15 protein-coding genes are annotated in these 20,000 nt (G+C 64.2%); 8 read left to right on the top strand and 7 right to left on the bottom strand.

What is annotated here, in order from left to right; all coding sequences use genetic code 11:
- The first annotated feature begins 88 nt into the window (after positions 1–88).
- From DDQ68_RS10045 to DDQ68_RS10060, 4 genes are all read left to right on the top strand, one after another.
- On the top strand, positions 89–1,933 hold the full coding sequence (locus DDQ68_RS10045; RefSeq protein WP_109656172.1) for a DUF885 domain-containing protein: 1,845 nt from the start codon (positions 89–91) through the stop codon (positions 1,931–1,933).
- A 144-nt stretch (positions 1,934–2,077) separates the two neighbouring features.
- Complete coding sequence (locus DDQ68_RS10050; protein WP_109656173.1) at positions 2,078–3,901, top strand: DUF885 domain-containing protein; 1,824 nt, start codon at positions 2,078–2,080, stop codon at positions 3,899–3,901.
- A gap of 367 nt (positions 3,902–4,268) precedes the next feature.
- Positions 4,269–5,624, top strand: coding sequence for a POT-type proton-dependent oligopeptide transporter (locus DDQ68_RS10055; RefSeq protein ID WP_109656174.1), 1,356 nt, complete (start codon positions 4,269–4,271; stop codon positions 5,622–5,624).
- 134 nt (positions 5,625–5,758) lie between these two features.
- A complete protein-coding gene (locus DDQ68_RS10060) occupies positions 5,759–7,261 on the top strand; it encodes a M28 family peptidase (protein ID WP_109656175.1) in 1,503 nt (500 codons plus the stop codon).
- Positions 7,262–7,356: 95 nt separating this feature from the next.
- On the opposite strand, the gene DDQ68_RS10065 is transcribed toward DDQ68_RS10060, so the two are convergent.
- Positions 7,357–8,265, bottom strand: coding sequence for a glycosyltransferase family 2 protein (locus DDQ68_RS10065; protein WP_109656176.1), 909 nt, complete (start codon positions 8,263–8,265; stop codon positions 7,357–7,359).
- Between the two features lie 505 nt (positions 8,266–8,770).
- On the opposite strand from DDQ68_RS10065, the gene DDQ68_RS10070 reads away from it, so the two are divergent.
- Both DDQ68_RS10070 and DDQ68_RS10075 read left to right on the top strand, forming a co-directional pair.
- Complete coding sequence (locus tag DDQ68_RS10070) at positions 8,771–8,992, top strand: hypothetical protein (RefSeq protein ID WP_109656177.1); 222 nt, start codon at positions 8,771–8,773, stop codon at positions 8,990–8,992.
- Between the two features lie 67 nt (positions 8,993–9,059).
- Positions 9,060–9,689 carry a flavin reductase family protein gene (locus DDQ68_RS10075; RefSeq protein WP_109656178.1) on the top strand — a complete coding sequence of 210 codons (630 nt, stop codon included), beginning with the start codon at positions 9,060–9,062 and terminating at the stop codon, positions 9,687–9,689.
- Positions 9,690–9,842: 153 nt separating this feature from the next.
- On the opposite strand, the gene DDQ68_RS10080 is transcribed toward DDQ68_RS10075, so the two are convergent.
- Entirely contained in the window at positions 9,843–10,787 is a 945-nt protein-coding gene (locus DDQ68_RS10080; RefSeq protein ID WP_109656179.1) for an MBL fold metallo-hydrolase, read from the bottom strand.
- 508 nt (positions 10,788–11,295) lie between these two features.
- Complete coding sequence (locus DDQ68_RS10085) at positions 11,296–11,664, bottom strand: hypothetical protein (RefSeq protein WP_109656180.1); 369 nt, start codon at positions 11,662–11,664, stop codon at positions 11,296–11,298.
- Positions 11,665–11,775: 111 nt separating this feature from the next.
- On the opposite strand from DDQ68_RS10085, the gene DDQ68_RS10090 reads away from it, so the two are divergent.
- Positions 11,776–12,942 (top strand): esterase/lipase family protein, encoded by a 1,167-nt coding sequence (locus tag DDQ68_RS10090; RefSeq protein WP_109656181.1) that lies wholly within the window; start codon positions 11,776–11,778, stop codon positions 12,940–12,942.
- A gap of 160 nt (positions 12,943–13,102) precedes the next feature.
- Here the strand turns inward: DDQ68_RS10090 and DDQ68_RS10095 are convergent, their stop codons facing one another.
- Together DDQ68_RS10095 and DDQ68_RS10100 are read right to left on the bottom strand one after the other, a co-directional pair.
- Positions 13,103–13,396: a hypothetical protein gene (locus DDQ68_RS10095; protein ID WP_109656182.1), complete on the bottom strand. Its 294-nt coding sequence runs from the start codon at positions 13,394–13,396 to the stop codon at positions 13,103–13,105.
- 428 nt (positions 13,397–13,824) lie between these two features.
- Positions 13,825–15,090 carry a serine hydrolase gene (locus DDQ68_RS10100; RefSeq protein ID WP_109656183.1) on the bottom strand — a complete coding sequence of 422 codons (1,266 nt, stop codon included), beginning with the start codon at positions 15,088–15,090 and terminating at the stop codon, positions 13,825–13,827.
- A gap of 284 nt (positions 15,091–15,374) precedes the next feature.
- Between DDQ68_RS10100 and DDQ68_RS10105 the strand changes: the two genes are divergently transcribed.
- Positions 15,375–16,319 (top strand): T9SS type A sorting domain-containing protein, encoded by a 945-nt coding sequence (locus DDQ68_RS10105; RefSeq protein WP_109656184.1) that lies wholly within the window; start codon positions 15,375–15,377, stop codon positions 16,317–16,319.
- A gap of 82 nt (positions 16,320–16,401) precedes the next feature.
- Here DDQ68_RS10105 and DDQ68_RS10110 read toward each other — a convergent pair whose 3' ends face one another.
- On the bottom strand, positions 16,402–17,124 hold the full coding sequence (locus DDQ68_RS10110; protein WP_109656185.1) for a putative outer membrane beta-barrel protein: 723 nt from the start codon (positions 17,122–17,124) through the stop codon (positions 16,402–16,404).
- A 371-nt stretch (positions 17,125–17,495) separates the two neighbouring features.
- A complete protein-coding gene (locus DDQ68_RS10115; protein ID WP_162550009.1) occupies positions 17,496–19,985 on the bottom strand; it encodes a glycoside hydrolase family 31 protein in 2,490 nt (829 codons plus the stop codon).
- Between the last annotated feature and the right edge of the window lie 15 nt (positions 19,986–20,000).

Genomic DNA, 20,000 nt, shown 5'->3' on the forward strand with positions numbered 1-20,000 from the left:
TTTTTTGGGGCCCCGGCGGAAAAACGTGGGCCCCCGGGGCCGTAGCTTGCGGGCGCGGCGGCCAGCCGCATTTCACTCACCTGTTTTTATGCGTAAATTTCTCCTCACCGGCCTGGGGGCCCTGGCGTCGCTAACGGCCTGCAACCAAACCAAAACCACCGACGCCACGGCGGCCCCCGGCGACATCAAGAATCTATTTGAAAGCTACTGGGAGCGGCAGGCGCCGCTATTTCCGCTGGCGGCCACCAGCCAGGGCGACAACCGCTACAACAACCGCCTGGTGAACGACCAGACCCGCGCCTTCCGCGACTCGCTGGCCGGCTTATACCAAGGCTACCTGGGGCGGCTCGGCAAGTTCGACCGCAAGCAACTGGCCGGCAACGACTTGATGAGTTACGACATTTTGCACTACGACCTGCAGACCCGCCTCGACGGCCTCAGGCTGGGCCTGGCCATGGGCGCCGATTTCCCCAACAGTTGGATGATTCCCTTCAACCAGTTTGGGGGCCTGCCGCTGGCCCTGGGCCAGTACGGGGCCGGCACGGGGGCCCAGCCGTTTAAAACGGTGCAGGATTACGACAACTGGCTGGGGCGGGTGCACGGCTTCCCGGTCTGGGCCGACTCGGCCATCGCCAACTTCCGGGCGGGCATGAAGACGGGCGTGGTGCTGCCCAAAACGCTGGTAGCGAAGATGATTCCGCAGCTGCGGAGCCTGGAAACCACCGACGCCACCAAGAGCCTGTTTTACGGGCCCATTGCGCTGCTGCCCAGCACCTTTACCGACGCCGACAAAACCCGCCTGACGGCCGCGTACCAGAAGGCCATTCTGGCCGAGCTGGTGCCGACCTACAAAAAGCTGGGCGACTTCCTGGCCAAAGAATACCTGCCCAAGGCCCGCGCCACCACCGGCCACGGGGCCCTGCCGAACGGCCAGGCGCAATACAATTTCCTGGTGAAAAACTGGACCACGACCAGCCGCACCCCGGCCGAAATCCATGACATTGGGCTGCGTGAGGTGGCGCGCATAAAGAGCGAGATGAACAAGGTACGCACCCGGCTCGTGTTCCACGGCGACCTGAAAGCGCTGCTGACTTATATGAAAACCGACCGGCGGTTTTTTCCTTACAAAACGCCCGAGGACGTGCTCAACGGCTTCCGCGCCATCCAGGGCCGGATGCAGCCGAACCTGAAAAAGCTATTCGGCCGCACGCCCAAAACGCCGTTTGAGGTGCGCCAGACGGAGGCCTTTCGCGCCGCTTCGGCCTCCGCCGAGTACAACCAGGGCACGCCCGACGGCTCGCGGCCGGGCATTTTCTACATACCGATTCTGGACGCCACCCAGTACCGCACGCCGGGCATGGAGTCGCTGTTTCTGCACGAGGCCATTCCCGGCCACCACTACCAGATTTCGTTGCAGCAGGAAAACACCGCCCTGCCCAAGTTCCGGCGCTTTGCCTGGTACGGGGCAATGGGCGAGGGCTGGGCCCTGTACGCCGAGAGCCTGGGCAAGGAGCTGGGCCTCTACAAAGACCCCTACGAGTACCTGGGGGCCCTGAGCCAGGAGATGCACCGCGCCATACGGCTGGTGATTGACACGGGGATGCACACCGGCCAGCTGACCCGCGAGCAGGCCATTCAATACTCGCTCGACAACGAGGCCACGACCCGCGAGGCCGCCACAGCCGAAGTGGAGCGCTACATGGCCATTCCGGGCCAGGCGCTGAGCTACAAAATCGGCCAACTCAAAATCCGGGAACTGCGCAACCAGACCGAGCAAAAGCTCGGTGGCAGCGAGCACCTGCGCGAGCACTACGCCGGCCAGTACCAGAACAAGTACAGCATCGCCGCCTTCCACGACGAGCTGCTGAAGGACGGCGTGATGCCGCTCGATATCCTCGACCAGAAAATGACCCGCTGGGCCGACGCGCAGTAGCCACTTTTCCCTTTTGCTAATCCAGAAAAGCCCCGTCGCCGGGGCTTTTCTGTTGCCCAATTAAGTGCGCAGAGCGATTATTTTTTAATTAAATAATGCCGCATTTAACCGTTCTTGTGCGCTCAAATTCAAGTCCTTCTATTGATGAAAAGACTACTACTGCCCGTGTTGGCGGCCGGGGCCCTGCTGGGCGCTTGCCTGCCCGCTCCCGCGCTGGCCCAAAAAGCCAAACCGGCCGCTAAAAATACCGCAGCTGTTGCACCACCGGCCGCCTCGGCCCCGCTGGGGGCCCTGTTCGCGGCGTATTGGCAGGAGCAAGCCAGGCTGTTTCCACTCGAAGCCACGGCGCAGGGCGATAACCGCTACAACGACCAACTGCCCAACAACCAGACCCGGGCGTTTCGGGCGCAGCAGCAACGGTTCTACCAGCAATACCTCGCGGCGCTGCGCAAATTCGACCGGGCCGCACTCTCCCCCGCAGACCAAGTCAGCTACGACATCTTTGCCTACGACATGCAGATTCGGCTCGATGGCTTGCAGCTGAATTCATGGATGATGCCCTTCGCGCAGTTTTATTCCCTGCCCAATACGCTGGTGCAGCTGGGCGCGGGCACCGGCTCGCAGCCCTTCAAAACGGTGCAGGACTACGACAACTGGCTGGCGCGGGCGGGCCAGTTTCCGGTGTGGGCCGACTCGGCCGTCGGCAACTTCCGGCGCGGCCTGCAGGCCGGCGTGGTGCTGCCCAAGCCGCTGGTGCAGAAGATGGTGCCGCAGTTGCAGGCGCAAGTGACGGAGGATGCCACTAAAAGCCCGTTTTACGGGCCCATCAACAAGCTGCCTGCCAGCTTTTCGGAGGCCGACAAAACCCGGCTCACCGCCGCCTACCGGCAAGCCATTCTGACCCAGCTGGTGCCCGCCTACCACAAGCTGGCCGACTTTCTGCAGACCGACTACCTACCGCAGGCCCGCACCAGCGCGGGCATTGGAGCCGTGCCCGGCGGAGCCGAAATGTACCGCTACGGCGTGCGCCAGATGACCACCACCGACCGCACGCCCGACGCCATTTACCAGACCGGGCTGGCGGAGGTGAAGCGCATCCGGACCGAAATGGAAGCGGTAAAAAACCAGGTGGGCTACCAAGGCGACTTAGCGGCCTTCTTCGCCTACCTGGGGTCTGACCCCAAATTCACGCCCTACAAAACGCCGGCCGACGTACTGAACGCCTTCCGCGCCATTCAGGCGCGTATCACGCCCAACTTACCCAGGCTGTTCGGGCGCACCCCCAAGACGCCCTTTGAGATTCGGCAGACCGAAGCCTTTCGGGCGGCTACGGCCTCGGCCGAGTATAACCGGGGCACGCCCGACGGCGCGCGGCCGGGCATTTTCTACGTACCCATTCTGGACGCCACTGCCTTCAACACGACCTCGGGAATGGAGTCGCTATTTTTGCACGAGGCCATTCCCGGCCATCACTACCAGCTTTCCTTGCAGCAGGAAAACACCAGCCAGCCGCAGTTCCGGCGCTTTGGCGGCTACAGCGCGTTCAGCGAAGGATGGGCGCTGTACTGCGAAAGCCTGGGCCCCGAACTGGGCCTCTACGCCGATCCGTACCAGAAACTCGGCGCCTTGGGCGACGACATCCACCGCGCTATCCGGCTGGTGGTGGACGTGGGCCTGCACGCCAAAGGCATGAGCCGCGAAGAAGCCATCAAGTACATGATGGCCAACGAACCCATCAGCGAGCAGGGCGCCACGGCCGAGATTGAGCGCTACATGTCGTGGCCCGGCCAGGCGCTGAGCTACAAAACGGGCGCGTTGAAACTGCGTGAGCTGCGCGCCCGCTACGAAAAGCAGCTGGGCAACAAATTCGACCTGCGTGCTTTCCACGACGAAGTTCTGGCCGGCGGCTCGATGCCCCTGGCCGTGCTGGAAAAGCGGATGGACGCCTGGGCCGCCCGGCAGCGGTAGGGCCTTGCATCAGCCCGTCCGGCGTCCCCAGCTTTCGCGCGCGCCTGCTGCAAATTGCGACCGCCAACCAAGCCAGTTAGCACGGTTTTCAGGCCAGGGTACCGCAGCGCGAACTTGCTCGCTTATGCTCCGACACCCCGATTTGAAAACCGCGCCAAAGGCACCCAACGCCCCGGGGCCCCGGCTATGTGCACAGCACCGCCTTTGGGCACTGGCACGTGGCGCACGGCGCCATTGACGCGCCGCCCACCTGCCCTGTGCAGCGCAAGCCCGGCGGCCATCACAATACCCCCTTCCGCAACTACCTGGCCCGCAACTCCCTGCGGGCCATGGCCCGCCCCACCATTCCATTCGCTAGCACCCCCGCATGTCCCATCCCGCCGCGCCTGCCGCGCCCGCCGTCTTTCCTAAAGCGCTGCCGTTCATCATCGGCAGCGAGGTAGCCGAGCGGTTCAGCTACTACGGCATGCTCACCATCCTGCCCACGTTTCTGGTGGCGCAGTTCTTCAACCCCACCCACGCCGGGGCCCTAACGGCCGGAGCCGAGGCGCGGGCCAACGAGCTGGTGCACTCGTTCGCGGCGCTGGGCTACGCGCTGCCGGTGGTGGGGGCCCTGCTGGCCGACTGGGTGCTGGGCAAGTACCGCATCATTCTGTATTTGTCGATTTTGTACTGCGGCGGGCACGCGCTGCTGGCCGCATTCAGCGATGATTTGGCCGGCTTTCGGCTGGGGTTGCTGGTGGTGGCCGTGGGCATGGGCGGCATCAAATCGAGCGTGTCGGCCAACCTGGGCGACCAGTTCACCCAGGCCAACGCCTCCCTCCTACCCAAGGCCTACGGCTGGTTTCAGATGAGCATCGACGTGGGCGCGGCGCTGGCCACGGTGATTACGCCGCTGCTCTACCAGCACTTCGGGCCCGCCGTGGCCTTTGGCGTGCCGGGCTTGCTGATGGCCACCGCCGCCCTCACCTTTTGGCTGGGCCGGCGGCGGTACGTGCGCGTGCCGCCCACCGGCTTTCGGGCCGGGCTGCGCCAGACCCTGGGGCCCGGGGAGGGCCGGGCGGCCCTGCGGCGCATCCTCGCCGTGTTTGCCTTCGTGCCGGCGCTGTGGATGCTGAACGAGCAAAGCTCCTCGGAGTGGGTGCTGCAGGCCACGCACCTCAACCGGGAGCTGTGGCCGGGCTTCACGCCGCTGGCCGAGCAGCTGCAGCTGGCGGGCATCGTGTTCGGCATCGGCATGAATCCGCTGCTCACCTACGGCATTTACCCAGCCCTGGCCCGACGCGGACTGCACGTGACGCCGCTGCGGCGCATGGGCGCGGGCATGGTGGTGGCGGCGCTGGCGGTGCTCATCATCGGCGGGGTGCAGCGCGGCGTGGATGCCGGCGGCCACCCCTCGGCGTGGTGGCAGGTGCTGGCCTACTGCGTGCTGGTGAGCGGCGTTATCACGGTGGCCATCACGGGCTTGGAGTATGCCTACACCCACGCGCCCCGGGCCCTCAAAAGCCTCACCACGGCTTTATGGGTGCTCACCATCGCGGCGGCCAACTTCGGGCTGAGCCTGCTGAACGGCAGCATTGCGCGGGGCGGCTGGCTGGCCGGCTTGCACGGAGCCAACTTCTACTGGTTTTCGGTGGCCCTGATGGCCGTGAACGTGACGCTGTTTGCCTTGGTGGCGACGCGCCAGCACGAGCAGGTTTACGTGGGCCCCGGGGCGGCATAACGTTTTTTATTTTTGCTATTGGCTTATTTGGATTGGCCCGGCGCGTTTTGCCGGTTAGGTTTACAAAAAAACCGGCCGCCGGCTCCTGCCGGCGGCCGGGCTCGTTGTCTTTCTTTCACCCCGTATCCGTCCGTATGACCCCCTTTTTCCGCACTACCGCCGGCTGGCTGCTGGCTGGCCTGACCCTGGCCGCACCGCTGGCCGCCACCGCCCAAAAGAAACCCGCCGCCCGCAAGCCCGCGACTAACGCCGAGAGCGCCATCCGCCAGGCAGACATCAAGCGCGACTTGTTTGCGCTGGCCGACGACCACTTCCGCGGCCGCGAGGGCGGCACCCTGGACGAGCTGAAGGCCAGCGCGTGGCTCGCCGACCGCATCCGCGAAACGGGGATGCTGCCGGCCGGCGACGACGGCACATACTTCCAGTTTTTCCAGCTCCAGCGCACGCGCCTCACCAAAAGCAGCACGCTGAGCATGGGCACCCACCAGTTGCGCGTGAACCACGACGCCGCCATTGTAACCCCCGTCAACGCCGCTGTGAACGCGCCGCTGGTGTACGTGGGCACCGCCACGCCCGAGGAGCTGGCCAAAGTAGACATCAAAGGCAAGGCCGTGGCACTCCAGATTTCGGGCGCGCCCACCGACGGCGTTAGCTACCGGCGCTACCTGTTTGGCAAGCTGCGCACCCAGGCCGCCGACCTGCTGAAGGCGGGTGCAGTGGCTATCGTGTTCGTGTCGGATGCCAAGGCCGAGGCCGTGTACGACCACTGGGGCCACATTTTTGAGCGCGGCAACTACGGCCTCCCCGGCGATGCCAACCTCCGGGTGCTGAGCCAGGCCCCCACCGTGTGGCTGCCGGCCAGCGCCCTGAGCTGGGTGCAGCAGGCGGGCCAGCAGTTCGTGGCCGATTTGAAGGTGGAGACCTTCGCCTACCCGTCGGTGAACATCGTGGCCAAAATGCCCGGCACCGACGCCCAGCTCAAGAGCGAGTACGTGCTCTTCAGCACCCACCAGGACCACGACGGCACCCGGGCCCCGGTGGCCGGCGACTCCATCTACAACGGCGCCGACGACAACGCCACGGGCTGCGCGGCGCTGCTGGCCATCATGCGGGCCTTCAAGCAGCAGCCGGCCCGCCGCTCGGCCCTGTTCGTGTACCACGGCGCCGAGGAGCGCGGCCTGATTGGCTCGCGCTACTACTCGGCCCACCCCACGGTGCCCGAAAAGAGCATCGTGGCCGTGCTGAACGCCGAGATGATGGGCCGCAACGCCGCCGACAGCGCCGCGCTGCTGGGCTCCACGCCACCCCACCGCAACTCGTCCGATCTGGTGAACACCGCCCTGGCCGCCAACCAGCAGGGCCCCAAGTTCAAGCTCGATACGGAGTGGGACAAGGCCACCCACCCCGAGGGCTGGTACTTCCGCTCCGACCACCTGCCCTACGCCCGCCTGGGCGTTCCGGCCATCATGTACACCTCGCTGCTGCACGTAGATTACCACACCCCGCGCGACGAGGCCAGCCGCATCGACTACACTAAGCTGACGAAAATGACGCAGTGGATGTACCTCACCGGCTGGGCCGTGGCCAACCGCACCGCGCCCCCCGCCCGCGAGCCCGGCTTCAAGCTGGAGCGGTAGTGCTACGCCAGGGCCCTAAAAAAGGCCGGGGCCGTGCACTGCACGGCCCCGGCCTTTTTTAGGGCCCTGGGAGCCAATATGGTTTAGGCTGGCTACTACTTGAACATAATGTAGGCCATACGCTTAAGGCCGGCCAGGGTCAGAATCCGGGGGCGGTACCACTCGCTAAAGTAAATCTTCACGGCTTCCTGGCGGCGGCCGGTGTTCACGCACTCCGTGATGGCAATCGGGGCTTTTTCTAACAGCCGGCGCTTCCGAATGGCCTTGGCCCGCGGCGTTTTCACGGGCGTATTCTTAATGAGCTCGAACGACTGGTAGGTGGCGTCGTTGGCCGAGCCCTTGGAAATGGCTTCGGCCGTGATGCGGTACTTGCTGGTATACTTGTTTACGAAGTACGTCTTCGCGCTCTGCAGTCCCACGCTAAGGCCAAAACTGTAGTCGCACGCGTCGCCGGCAGCTACGTCGTACGGCACTTGCTTGATAGTTTCGGCGTCGATCAGGTAGCCGTCGCACGGAAATTGGCTACTCAGTCCGGCTTCCAGCGGTGTCAGCACCGAGCCTTCGTACTGCGGCTCGCGGTAGTAGTCGCGGTTCAGGGTTTCGGAGCCCTCAAAGTCAATCTCGCCGTTTTCGGCGATAATGTACTGCTTACCGTAAGCCACCTTCAGCACCGGGTCCTCGGCAAACACGGCGCTAAGCGTTTCCAGCGCGTCGGGCAGCAGCAGGTCGTCGTCGTGAAGCAACATCACTTTATCGCCTTCCACCAGGCTGAACAACATGTTTACGTTGCGGGCTTGCTTCAGCGACGGCACATTGTGCACGTAGCGCACAATAATCGGCGAGTCATGGCGCAAGGCTTGCACCACCATTTGCGTCTCATCGTCCGGCGAATCGTCGCCAATAATGATTTCGTAGGGCAAAAGGGTTTGCTTGAGGCAAGAATCGAGGGCCTCCAGCAATAAGCCCGCGCGCTTGTATGTAGGAATTACAACAGAAATTTTCATTTACAACGAACAGAAGCTAGAGCGTGAGGACAACCAAAAAAAAGGCTTATGTATCGTGTTTTTCAGATTTTACATCATTAAAGACTTGCAAGTGTTTGATGATGTAAAGTGATTAGCGGACAATAATTCAGAAACTCTATTGAATAAACACACTAATTGCTACTAAGTAAGCGCAGAAGCTGTGAGGAAAAAAATTTCATAAGATAATCCCTTGGTCAATCCACGCAATTCTCCTAAAGGCTTGAGCACAACGGGGCTTTTATGCCAGTTGTGCTAACCATGTTGCGTTGAACGCGTGGGAAAAATCATTATTTGCCTACCCTATGCCATTTATGAACCTCACCAACGCCGAATGGGCCTTCGTAACGGGCCGCTGGCTGCTGGGTGTAGCCTTTCTATCCCATCTGCTGGTGCGGCTGCCCAAGCTGGCGGCGTTTCAGGCGGGGCTGCTGGAGCAGTTTGTGGGCACGGCGCTGGGGGGCCCTACGCGCTGGCTCTGCCGTTTGTGGAGGGCAGCATTGGGCTGCTGCTGCTTATCGGCCTGCTCACCCGCCCGGCGCTGGTGGCGGCCATGCTGGTGCTGATGCGCCTGGTGCTCGGTAGTAGCCTGCTGGAGCAGTGGGCCACCGTGGGCACCCAATTGCTTTACGGCTTGTGCATTTTTGCCTTGCTGCTGCACGTGCAGCACAACCGCCTGGGCCTAGACCGGGTTGGTAAGTATCGCTGAACCCGAAACCGGAGCAGAAAACCTCTGCTAGCTGTTTACTGATAATTGCTAACTGTTAATTGAAAAAATGCGCCACATCACCGCCGCCGATATTCACGGCTTCGAGAAGGTTTACCGCCTCAACTTCGTCAACGGCCTGCCGGGCTTTAAATCGGCCAACCTGGTGGGCACGGCCGCACCCGACGGCTTCCCCAACCTGGCCATTTTCAGCTCGGTGATTCACCTGGGCTCCAACCCGCCCCTGCTGGGCTTGGTTACGCGCCCCACCACCGTGCCGCGCCACACCTACCAGAACCTCAAGGACAGCGGCTGCTACACTCTCAACCACGTGCCCACGACCAAGCTGGCGGCGGCCCACTACACATCGGCCGATTTCCCGTCCGGCATCTCAGAATTTGAAGCCTGCGGCTTCACGGCGGAGTACCACGACGGCTTTCCGGCCCCCTACGTGGCCGAAAGCGCCGTCAGCATCGGCATGCGCTTCCTGGAAGAACACGCCATCAGCAACGGCACGGTGCTGGTGGTGGGCACCGTCGAGCACGTGTACCTGCGCACCGCCGGCCTGCGCGACGACGGCACCCTCGACTTGGTGAGCATGGGCACGGCCGCCATCTCGGGCCTCGACGGCTACCACGAAGTAGCGCCGCCCGTACGCTTTGGCTACGCCCGGCCCGGCAAGCCCCCGGTGGCCGAGTAGCGCAGTTTTGAAACCAATTAAAAAAGACGAATTAAAAAATCTGCCCGTCAGATTTTTTAATTCGTCTTTTTTAATTGGTTTGAAGCGCCCGCCTGGGGCCCCGGGCGGGCGCTTTCCGCGTTGGGCTAAAGCTGGCTTCGGCCGCCGCAACGGCTAATCGGCCGGGCGTTGGCGGCGGGCGCGCTCGGCGTAGCGGTCGGGGTTTTGGAGCTTATTAGCACTTTTTGCCGAACGGCGCTTCTTTTGCGTGCCTCGGGCCAGCAGCAGCGCAACGCTCGCCAGGGCCCCGGCCACGAGCAAGCCTTTGGCCCAGGGGGTGGCCACCGGCGGCGGCACCGAGCGCACGCCGCTGGCATCAGCCGTGGCGGGCGTGTGGACGTAGCGGCCAATTTTCGGCCGGGCTACCTCGTCGAATTTTCGGGCCAGTTGCAGCAGCTGCTCGCGCAGGGCGGGGCCGTGCATGGCGATGTCGTGGCCGGTGGCGGCCACCTCGGGCACCAGGCCCGCCGGGCGCTCCACCACGGTAGTAAAGGCGTCACCCGCCACCAGTACCCGGTCTTCCTCCCGGGAGAAGGATACGTGCCCGAACGTGTGGCCCGGCGTGTGCAGCCAGCGCCAGCAGGGCAGGCCGGGCACGCTCCCATCGGCCAGCAGCGCCTGCACCCGGGGCCCCAGGTTGAGCAGTTTTTTGGGGTACAGAAACGAGAGGTACGCCATGGCCCCGCCGCTCACCGTGGGGTTGGGCGGCGGGTAGCTGGAGCGGCTGGTGAGGCAGGGCAGCTCCAGCGGGTGGGGGTGCACATGAGCGCCCTGCCAGGCGGCGAGCAAACCTGGCAGGGCGCTCACGTGGTTTAAGTAACTGTTGATGAGTAGGATGGCCACCGGCGGCGTGGCCCAAAATACCTCGTTGGCGCGGCGCTGGATTTTCCCGGCCGAGCCGGGCAGGCCGGCGTCAATCAGCACCCAGGGGCCCTGCGGCTGCGCAGGGGCCACGGCCGCGTAATAGAGGTTCACGAACACGTCGCGCAGCACCCACAAGCTGGGCACTACGGACATAGAATCGGGCGTGCTGGCCCGCGAAGCGTGGTTGGAGAACATCGGACGGGGAAAAATGGCAGAACCAGCCAGTTGGCCTTGCTTTGTTTACGCCTGGGCCCGCCGCCACGGCCATGCCCCCGGGGCCCCGGGGGCATGGCCGTGGCGGCGGGCCCAGGCGGCGGGCCATAGTTCAGCTTAGCGCAATTCGCAGGTCAGGGTACAGCCTGGTTACGGCCGGACCGCCGGCTTTTTCAGCCAGCCGACCGATTCTCGGCAAGGCAAACAAATGGCGGCGGGGCAACCGGCCGGCTGACTGAAAAAGCCGGCGGACCGGACCCTGGCCTGAGAATTATGCCAGCGCACTTCTCAGGCCAGGGTCCGTGCTTTAAGCGAGGTAATAGTGCAGCGCTACAAAACAGACTACAAAGTTTTTAACGCTGCACTAATCACTACCTATCAGTTGCCCAAAATCCACCTTAACCGGACGCAAAAAAGCCCGCGGCCGGACGGGCCACGGGCTTTATTCCAAACAAAAGCCATCAGCGAACAGCCGAAAGCCAAAACGCCACTATTTAGGGGCCTGGGTTTTGTCAACCGGCGTTTTGCTGTTGCTGGTCGACTGGTCGGCCACGGGGGCCAGCTTGCCATTGGCCGACTGGGGCGAGGCGACGCTGCTGCCGGCGGGGGCCGAGTTGATCTGGTCCTGCACGGTGCCTTTTTTTATGGCTGCGGCCGAGCCTTCGCCACCGGCTGGCTCCACGCGCTGGCGCTCGCTGATGCTGTCGCGCATTACGTCGGAGGTGCGCCAGGTGGGCGTCCAGCTGAAGTTGGCTTTGGGGGCCGTATTGATGCCCGGGCTGTACTTGGCGTAATCGCAGCTGGTGAGGACTGGGGCGGTGCCCAGCAAAACCAGGGCGAGGAGGAGGGTGCGGTTCATGAGCGGAACGGTAAAGAGTATTTAACCTCAAAGTACGTAGATTCTGATCGGACTGCTGCCCGGCGCGGCCGGTTTCGGGCGTAATTTTCCGCTCCGTCTCCCCCAGTTGCCATGCCCGAACTTCCCCCCGAAGGCCAGCCCTCCCGCCTGCGCCGCGCCCTGGCGGCTGCGGGCCGCGTGGCCACCGCCCCAGTGCGGGGCGCCGCCTACCTGGTGGGCTCGGCGCGCGCCCACCAGCATTTTTTCCTGCCCGTGCTCAACGGGGCCCTGGGCGACCAGCTGGCCGCCCGCTACGACCCGCGCGCCCTGCGCATGAGCTTCCGCGTGGACGGCCACGACGTATCGGTGGCGGCTCTGGGCCTGCGGGCCCCCCGCCAGCAAACGGTGGTGTTTTTGCACGGCCTGATGGGCGACGAGCAGATTTGGCAAACCGGCTTTGCCGACGCGCCCGACTACCGCCGCTACGGCCCCCGCCTGGCCGCCGAGGCCGGCGTGCGCGCCCTCTACATACGCTTCAACTCCGGCCTGCACCTCTCCGAAAACGGACGCGAACTCAACTGCCTCCTCTCTGAGCTGGCCACCGCCTACCCCGACGCCCTCGGCAAGCTGGTGCTGGTGGGGCACAGCATGGGCGGCCTCATCATCCGCTCGGCCGGGTATTACGGGAGCAGCGGTGGGCAGTTAGAAGTTAAAAGCGAGCCGCTAAAAACTCCGGAACCCAACGCCAAAGAGCCTGGCCAGCCTTTAACTATTAACTCCCACCTTTTAACTGAAGGCGCCCCCTGGCTGGCCCATTTACGGGCCGTGTTTCTGCTGGGCACGCCCAACGACGGCTCGTGGCTGGAGCAGAACAGCCACTTTGCGGCCCATTTGCTTAAGCGCATCGACTTGTTTCCGACCCGGTTTTTGAGCAACGCCCTCAACCAGCGCAGCAACGGCATCAAGGACCTGCGCCGCTCCATTTTGGTGGACGAGGACTGGCAGGACGCCCACGCCGATGACCTGGCCCCGCCCCGCACCGCGGTGCCGCTGCTGCCCGGCGTGGCCTACCACCTGCTCATGGGCTCGTGGCTGAAAACCAACCGGCCGGCCGCCCTGCGCCAGTACTTCGGCGACGGCCTGGTGAGCCGCGGCAGCGCCCAGGGAGCCGATATTTTTGGCAACGAAGCCGCCCTGCCGCCCGGCACCAGCGTGCGCACCGCCGAGTTCCAGCAGCAGCACCACAGCGGCCTGCTCACCCACCCCGAGGTATACCAGTACCTCAAGCACTGGATCTGAGCTGTCAGTTGGCAGTTGGCAGTTGGCAGTTGCTCGTTGTCAGCAAATACATATTGCATTGACTGACAACTAATAACTGACAACTAAAAAAACGACGGAGCGGGCAGGCGCCCGTCTGTGGCCGCCTGCCCGTTTCGCTGATTAAAATTGCGCCGGGGCCCTAGTTGGTAGGCGAGCTACCGGGTGCGGCTATACCGGTACCGGGGCCCGTGCCCTTGGGGTTCGTATTGCCGCTGGTAGTGCTGCCGGCGGGCAGCGTGCTACTAGGCTTGCCGGCGTCGGTGGCTTCCGCTGTAACTGTCGTGTCAGCCGGAGAAATGGACATGGGCGACGAGGCCGCCGCGTCGGTGCTGGTGGTAGTGCTGGTGCTGGTTTCGCTCGTGCCTTTGCTATTGCAACCGCTGAGCAACGCGCTGCCCAGCACAGCGGCCAGGGAAATCTGGGAGAGTTTCATAAGAAGTTGGCTGAGAAGAAGGACTGTTTGAAAAAACGTACCGGGCTATACGGACAATTCCGGCCGGCGCATAGCCCGGGAAACACTTATTTTTTGCCAAGAGCTTGCGAGCTACGCGCCTACCGCCAGCTGCCGGGCTGGCCCGCTGGGGGCCCAGTGGGCTAGCGCGGAGCCGAAGCAGCGCTGCCGGCGCGGGGCACGGCGGCCGAGTCGGCCCCGGCGGCGCTCATCTTCGAGCTGGGGTTGGTAGTATCGGAGCCCGGCGAGCCTTAGCGGGTGGAGTCACCGTCGCCGCCGCTCTTGTTTTCGCAGCCGCCCAGCAGCGCGGTGCCCAAGGCCAGGGCGGCGAGGAATGCAGGTTTTTTCATGGTCGTTGGTTTTATGGAGGGAGTGGAAAAGACCCGCGCCGCCGCACAGGGCCCCGCCAGCTACGGCCGTTTGCGCCGGCACTCAGCCTCGTACACACGCCGCCCCAACTCGCGCAAAAACGGGAAGCCAATGGCGTCGTACTCGTATTGGTCGTCGTTGAGGGTGCCGTTGGCGTTTACGTACACCACGGCGCTGAGCAGGAACTCGACGCCCCGCGCCGAATCGGCCACGTAGGCGTTGTCAATGAGGAAGCCGTAGGCTTGGCCAATTTTGTTGAACACCTGCACGCCCGGCGGCAGCGCGGCCTGCCCGCCCCCGCCCAGCAAAAATTTGGCGTAGGTGGCCGGGTAGTGGGCAGCGTCATAGCGCGGGTGCGGGCTGGCGGCGGGGGCCTCCCCCATCGCTGTGCGCAGCAGGGTGTAGTCGGCCGGGGCCAGGGCCAGGCGGCGGCGGGCGGGCAGCGTTTCGGGAAAGAGCACGGCGCGCAGGGCCCGCTGCTGGTCGCGCAGTGGGAAGATGTTCTTCTGGCTGAGGTTTAGGGGCCCCGGCACCACCGCAGCGCCCACCACGTGGGCCCGGCCAATGGCCATGCCGCGCAGGCGCCAGTGCGGCACGGGCCCCGGCCAGCAGGCGGCGGGCTGGCGGTACAGCAGCTGGCGGGCGGCCGTATCGGCGCAGAAGCTGACCGGGTTGGTATGGAGCGAGCCGGGCGGCGCGTCGCCCACCGCCAGGCGGCCCACGATACGGGTGCGGCGCAGGCCCAGCCGCCGCAGGCCGGCTTGCAGGGCCCCGGGGCCCACCAACTCATAAAGGCGGTTGTAGGCATCGTTGTCGCTCACGAGCAGCACTTTGCGCACATAGTTAGCCACGGTAGGGCGGCCGCTGGCGCTGCTGGTGTCGCGCCGCACCCGCGTTTGGCCGGCAAAGGCTGAGTCCGTCAGCATGGGCGAATCGGCGGTGAGGCCGGGCGCCTGGGGCCCCAAGGCGCGCAGCCGCGCCAGGGCCAGGGCGGCGGTGGGCAGCTTCACGGTGCTGGCGGGGTAGAAGTACTCGCGGGGCCGCAGCCGGTAGCCGTAGCGGCGGAAGTGGGGCCGGCCCCGGGCGTCGCGCCGGATGCGGGTGTACAAAATCTGGACGCGGTAGGCGGCCGGGTGGGCCAGCACGCGGCCCAGCACGGCGGTGTTGCGGCGCAGTAGCTGGCGCAGCAGGTTGCCCCAGTGCAGGCCTTGGGCCCCGGCGGTGCGGGGCGCGAGGGCCCCCGCCAGCAGCGCCAGCAGTACGGCCGCCGCGCGGGCCCCGGGGCCCCCAAGCCGAAGAATGTTCATATTGGCCAAGGTAGGCACGGGCCACCAGGGGCCCCAGGGTTTCGGCAGCGGCCGGACAAATATTAAGTTGTCAGAATATAAGCATACCGACGCCGAGCGTAGCTTTGCTAAGGCAGTTGTTTAGGAAGGCTACTGCACGTCATGCTGAACGCAGTGAAGCATCTCTACTGCGTCGTCTGAGCCGTTCAACGAAGCGGCAGAGATGCTTCACTGCGTTCAGCATGACGTGCAGTAACCTTTCCTGAGCAGCTTTGCCACATCCTCCGTTTTCCTGCTGATATCCCATGAAAAAACTTTTCCGCACCGGGCTGGCCGTGGGGCTGCTCTTCGCCGCCGGGGCCCCGGCCCGCGCCCAGGCCGTGGCCAACGGCAACTTCGAAGCCTGGGCCGCCCGCAACGGCGTCGACTCGCCCACCGGCTGGCTCACGATTGATGAGGTCATCGGCGCGCTGTCGCCCATCCGTTTCGCTACGGGCACCTTCACGAAAACGACCGACACCCACGGCGGCACCTACGCCCTGCGCCTCGAAACCAAGGCGACCCTGTTCGGCATCGTGCCTGGGGGCGTGACGCTCGGCACCAAGCTGGGGGCCCTCACCGCCGCCGCACCCGCCGGCCTGCCCTTCACCGGGCGGCCCACCACGCTGCAATTCTATTACAAGCTGACGGGCGCCCAGCCCCCAGTAGCCATCAACGGCGCGTTTACCGAAGTATCGCTCACGCGGAGCGTCAACGGCCAGTCGGTGATCGTGGCCGTCGGCGCGCAGAAGTTTACCACCGTCACGTCGGCCTACGCGCTGGCCCAAGTGCCGCTCGTCTACGCGTCGTCAGCCACGCCCGACTCGGTACACGTAAGCTTCGGCTCCGGCCTGATTAACATCTCAACTGGGGCCCCCACGGGCGGCACAGCGGGCACCGTGTTCCAAATCGACGATGTGGCCTTTACCGGCACAGCCACCGCCACCCGCGATGCGGCCCTGGCCGCTGCCCTCACCGTGGCGCCCAACCCCGGCCCGGGCGGGCGCTACGTGCTCCGCGCCCCGGCCGCGCTGCTGGCCGCGCCCCTGGCCGTGGTGGACGCCACCGGCCGCACCGTGCGCCGCGAAGGGCCCCCGGCCGCCGCTGCCACCGCCCGCCCCCTCGACCTGGCCGGCCTGGCCGCGGGCGTATATACCTTGCAGCTATTCACCAGCAAGGGCCTGATTACAAAGAAGCTGGTGGTGGAGTAGGTTGGGTAGAACTGCCGCAAAATCAATAAAAAAGGCGCTCCGCGGAGCGCCTTTTTTGGTAGTGTCCGGCCGCGTTGAACGGCTAAAGCGTGGCCGATTCGGCGGCTTTTCTTTTCAGGTTGAAGCGGTAACGGACCCCCAGGCTCAGGCCCCGGGTCCGGCCGTTCGGAACGCCCGCCTGCCAGTACGACTGCTTGGAAATGTTGGCCGTGTTGCGGCTGTACGTCCAATCGCCCACTATTTCCCAGCGTCGGTTGAAGATAAAACGCCCCGCGAGGCCCACCGTCAGGAAAAAGCCGGGCTGCCGTACTTCGATCAGGTTATACCTGATGACCTGGCCGGCAACGGTTTCCGTCTGCTCGAGTCGTCCGTGCGAAAAGCCGTAGGTGCCCCCGGCCAGCGCATCCATGCTAAACCGGCGGTCTGACGTCCTAATCAACGTAAAGCGCAACAGCATAGGAACTAACGTATTCCAGGTATTATCTGTGCGAATATCGGCAATAGGTTTTCCGGCCGAGTTAACACCCGCGCCGCCACCCGTGAATGTGTCGTGCATGTACATAATACCGGCCTGCACGGCCAGCCGGGGCGAAATGTAATATCCCGCATTTACATACCACGGCGACACATCCGTTACGTTTGGAAACGTTGAATAATTGAAGATGTATTGATGGTAGGCCCATTGCCCGCCCACGTAAAACCGGTACGGAGCCGGAACCTGCTTCGTGTTCGTGTCCTGCGCCCGGCACATGCTGGGAAGCACGCTTCCGACAAGCGCCAGCAAACCGGCGGCTATTTTCCACATAGCAAAGCGGGATCAACTGCTATGTGCTTGTAATTAATCTCCTTTGAGGCTATTTTTCGCAACCTCAGAGTGCAATCCCTCCCTAATAACGCAATGGGAAAGCCGTATGCGTTTCCTTTTTTCATGGTAGTGAACTGAAGGCAAAAGCGAGTTTTTGATTGGTTGGAAAGGATGACCAAATCTGATCGGTATTTACTTATTCAAAAATAAATTCATCATGTATAAGTAAAAGATATGATTCGGAGTTAATTCGTTTTGAGGTAGTTGACAGGGCATCAGCATATTTACTGGCCCCCAACCTCCACCAAAAAGCCCCAACGGCCCCGGCGTGAACCGGCAACCGTTGAGGCTTTTGGATTGTGGAGAAAACGCTACGCGGCCGGCGGCGCGGGGCCCCCGGCGGGGGCTTCGGCGTCCGGGGCGGCCAGGGCCACGCGCAGCTCACCGAAGCCGGTGCCGACCACGAAGCCGGGCAGCGTCAGGCTGGTTTCCAGCTCGATGGACTGTAGCTCCGTGGGCTGGCCGTCGGCGGTGGCGGCGGTGGGGGCCCCGGGCAGGCCGTGCAGCACTACGCGGTAGGTGGCGTAGGCGGGCTGGTAGGGCCCCTCGATGGCCTGGGCGAGCACCAGCTCGGTGGCGGTGCCGGTGGCCGTGAAGCGACGCACGGTTTGCTGGCCCTGCTCCTGGTAGGCGTAGCCCTCGCCGCCGTCGTCGTAGAGGCAGCTCTCGGCGGTGCCGTTTTTGTAGTACACGTGCAGGGTTAGCTCGTCCACCACTTTTTCGCCCACGTATTGCAGCACGGGCTGCATGGGCAGCACGGCCCCGGCCTTCACGAAGAGCGGGATGCGGGTGAGGTCGGCGCTGGCCCACACCTCGCTGCCGCCGGCCTGGAGGCCATCGGTCCAGTAGTAGTACCAGTCGCCGCGGGGCAGGTACATCCAGCGGCCGTCGGCTCCCTGGGCCGTAATGGGGCAGACCAGCAGGTTGTCGCCGAGGCTGAACTCGGCCATCCGCAGGTAGGTTTCGGGGTCGTTCTGGTCGAGGAAGGTGAGCGGGCGCAGCATGGGCGTGCCGTGCGTGGCGTACTGCCAAAAGGCGGTGTACATGTAGGGCAGCAGGCGGTAGCGCAGCTCGATGAAGTGGCGCGCCAGGCTGGTGTAGGGCTCGCCGAAGCTCCAGGGCTCCTGGTCGCCGTGGTCGCCGGAACTGTGGGTACGGAAGAACGGGTGGAAGGCCCCCAGGGCAATCCAGCGGGCGTACAGCTCGCCGTCGGGCGCGTCGATGAAGCCGCCGATGTCGCTGCCAATGAAGCTAAATCCGCTGATGCTCAAGCGCTGGCATTGGATATTGGCCAGCCACAGGTGCTCCCACGAGGCGATATTGTCGCCGGTCCAGCCCGAGGAGTAGCGCTGGCCGCCGGCGTAGGTACTGCGCGTGATGGTGAAGGGCCGCTTGGGGTAGGCGAAGCGCTTCACGCCCTCGTTGGTGGCGCGGGCCATCTGCATGCCGTAGACGTTGTGCGCCTTGAGGTGCGAGGCCGACTGGCCGTCGTAGTCGAAGCGCACGTCGGGCGGGAAGGTACCTTTTTCGAACACCGCCGGCTCGTTCATGTCGTTCCAGACGCCGGCCACGCCCACGTCCTTAATCAGGCCCTCAAACAAGCCCGCCCACCACTCGCGCACCTGCGGCTTGGTGTAGTCGGGGAAGTTGCAGAGGCCGGGCCACACGGTGCCCTTCATCAGGGGCCCGTCGGCGCGGCGGCAGAAGAAATCGTTGGCGATACCCTCGTTGTAAACGGAATAGCCGGGGTCAATCTTGATGCCGGGGTCGATGATAACAACGGTTTTGAAGCCGTCGGCGGCCAGCTCCTGCACCAGGCGCCGGGGCTCGGGGAAGTGCGTAGGGTGCCAGGTGAAGCACCGGTAGCCGTCCATGTAGTCGATGTCGAGGTACAGGGCGTCGCACGGGATGTTGCGCTCGCGCAGGCCCCGGGCAATTTCCTGCACGTTGGCCTCGGGGTAGTAGCTCCACTTGCACTGGTGGTAGCCCAGCGTCCAGAGTGGGGGCAGCTCGGCGGGGCCCGTGAGCAGGGTGTAGGCCTCGGCCACCTCCAGCAGCGTGGGCCCGTAGATGAAGTAGTAGTTCAGCTCGCCGCCGTTGGCCCAGAAGCTGGTGACGTCGGCGCGCTCGGCGGCGAAGTCGAAATAACTGCGGAATGTGTTGTCGAAGAAAATGCCGTGGGCAATTTTCTGGTGCAGCACGTGGTAGAACGGGATGTTCTTGTAGAGCGGGTCGGAGCCCTTGGTGTAGCCGTAGGTGTCGGAGCCCCAGTTGGTGAAGCGGTGGCCGCGCAGGTTCATGTTGGCGGGCTTGTCGCCGAGACCGTAGTAGTGCACGCCGGGGGGCACCTGCTTGCTCATCTTCACCTGGTCGTTGCCGGTTTCGTCGTCGTACTGCCAATGAAAGCCCTTCTCGTCGTCGCTCAAAATCGTGCCCGAGCGGTCGAGCACGCGGGTGCGCAGGCCCTCCTTCTGCACCGTGCAAATAAGGCGGGCGGTGGTGAGGCGGTAGTGGTCGGCTTTCTCCACAAACTCCAAAAACGTGGGCGCCGGCTGCACCGCATCGGCCGGCACGGCGTACGAAAAATCGGGTACCAGGGGCCCGTCGGTGAGGTAGCGAAAACGCAGGATTTTGTCGGTGACGACGGACAGCGCCAGGCGCACCCCGTTGTCGCAGCTGAACAGGTAGCGGCCGGGGGCCAGCTCCTCGGCCCGCCGCACGTGGCCGGCCGTATGGTCCTGATGAGCCGTGGCTGCCAGGTCGTTGACCATGTAATTATTCTCCTGGATCGATGGGTTCATAGTGGATAAAAGTGG

This window comes from Hymenobacter nivis (genome assembly GCF_003149515.1).
Taxonomy (GTDB): Bacteria; Bacteroidota; Bacteroidia; order Cytophagales; family Hymenobacteraceae; genus Hymenobacter; species Hymenobacter nivis.

Coding starts and splice junctions, on each gene's coding strand:
- DDQ68_RS10080 (WP_109656179.1), bottom strand. CDS start 10,787: ATGTTCTCCAACCACGCTTCGCGGGCCAGCACGCCCGATTCTATGTCC.
- DDQ68_RS10060 (WP_109656175.1), top strand. CDS start 5,759: ATGACCCCCTTTTTCCGCACTACCGCCGGCTGGCTGCTGGCTGGCCTG.
- DDQ68_RS10090 (WP_109656181.1), top strand. CDS start 11,776: ATGCCCGAACTTCCCCCCGAAGGCCAGCCCTCCCGCCTGCGCCGCGCC.
- DDQ68_RS10065 (WP_109656176.1), bottom strand. CDS start 8,265: ATGAAAATTTCTGTTGTAATTCCTACATACAAGCGCGCGGGCTTATTG.
- DDQ68_RS10110 (WP_109656185.1), bottom strand. CDS start 17,124: ATGTGGAAAATAGCCGCCGGTTTGCTGGCGCTTGTCGGAAGCGTGCTT.
- DDQ68_RS10050 (WP_109656173.1), top strand. CDS start 2,078: ATGAAAAGACTACTACTGCCCGTGTTGGCGGCCGGGGCCCTGCTGGGC.
- DDQ68_RS10095 (WP_109656182.1), bottom strand. CDS start 13,396: ATGAAACTCTCCCAGATTTCCCTGGCCGCTGTGCTGGGCAGCGCGTTG.
- DDQ68_RS10115 (WP_162550009.1), bottom strand. CDS start 19,985: ATGAACCCATCGATCCAGGAGAATAATTACATGGTCAACGACCTGGCA.
- DDQ68_RS10055 (WP_109656174.1), top strand. CDS start 4,269: ATGTCCCATCCCGCCGCGCCTGCCGCGCCCGCCGTCTTTCCTAAAGCG.
- DDQ68_RS10105 (WP_109656184.1), top strand. CDS start 15,375: ATGAAAAAACTTTTCCGCACCGGGCTGGCCGTGGGGCTGCTCTTCGCC.
- DDQ68_RS10045 (WP_109656172.1), top strand. CDS start 89: ATGCGTAAATTTCTCCTCACCGGCCTGGGGGCCCTGGCGTCGCTAACG.
- DDQ68_RS10075 (WP_109656178.1), top strand. CDS start 9,060: ATGCGCCACATCACCGCCGCCGATATTCACGGCTTCGAGAAGGTTTAC.
- DDQ68_RS10100 (WP_109656183.1), bottom strand. CDS start 15,090: ATGAACATTCTTCGGCTTGGGGGCCCCGGGGCCCGCGCGGCGGCCGTA.
- DDQ68_RS10085 (WP_109656180.1), bottom strand. CDS start 11,664: ATGAACCGCACCCTCCTCCTCGCCCTGGTTTTGCTGGGCACCGCCCCA.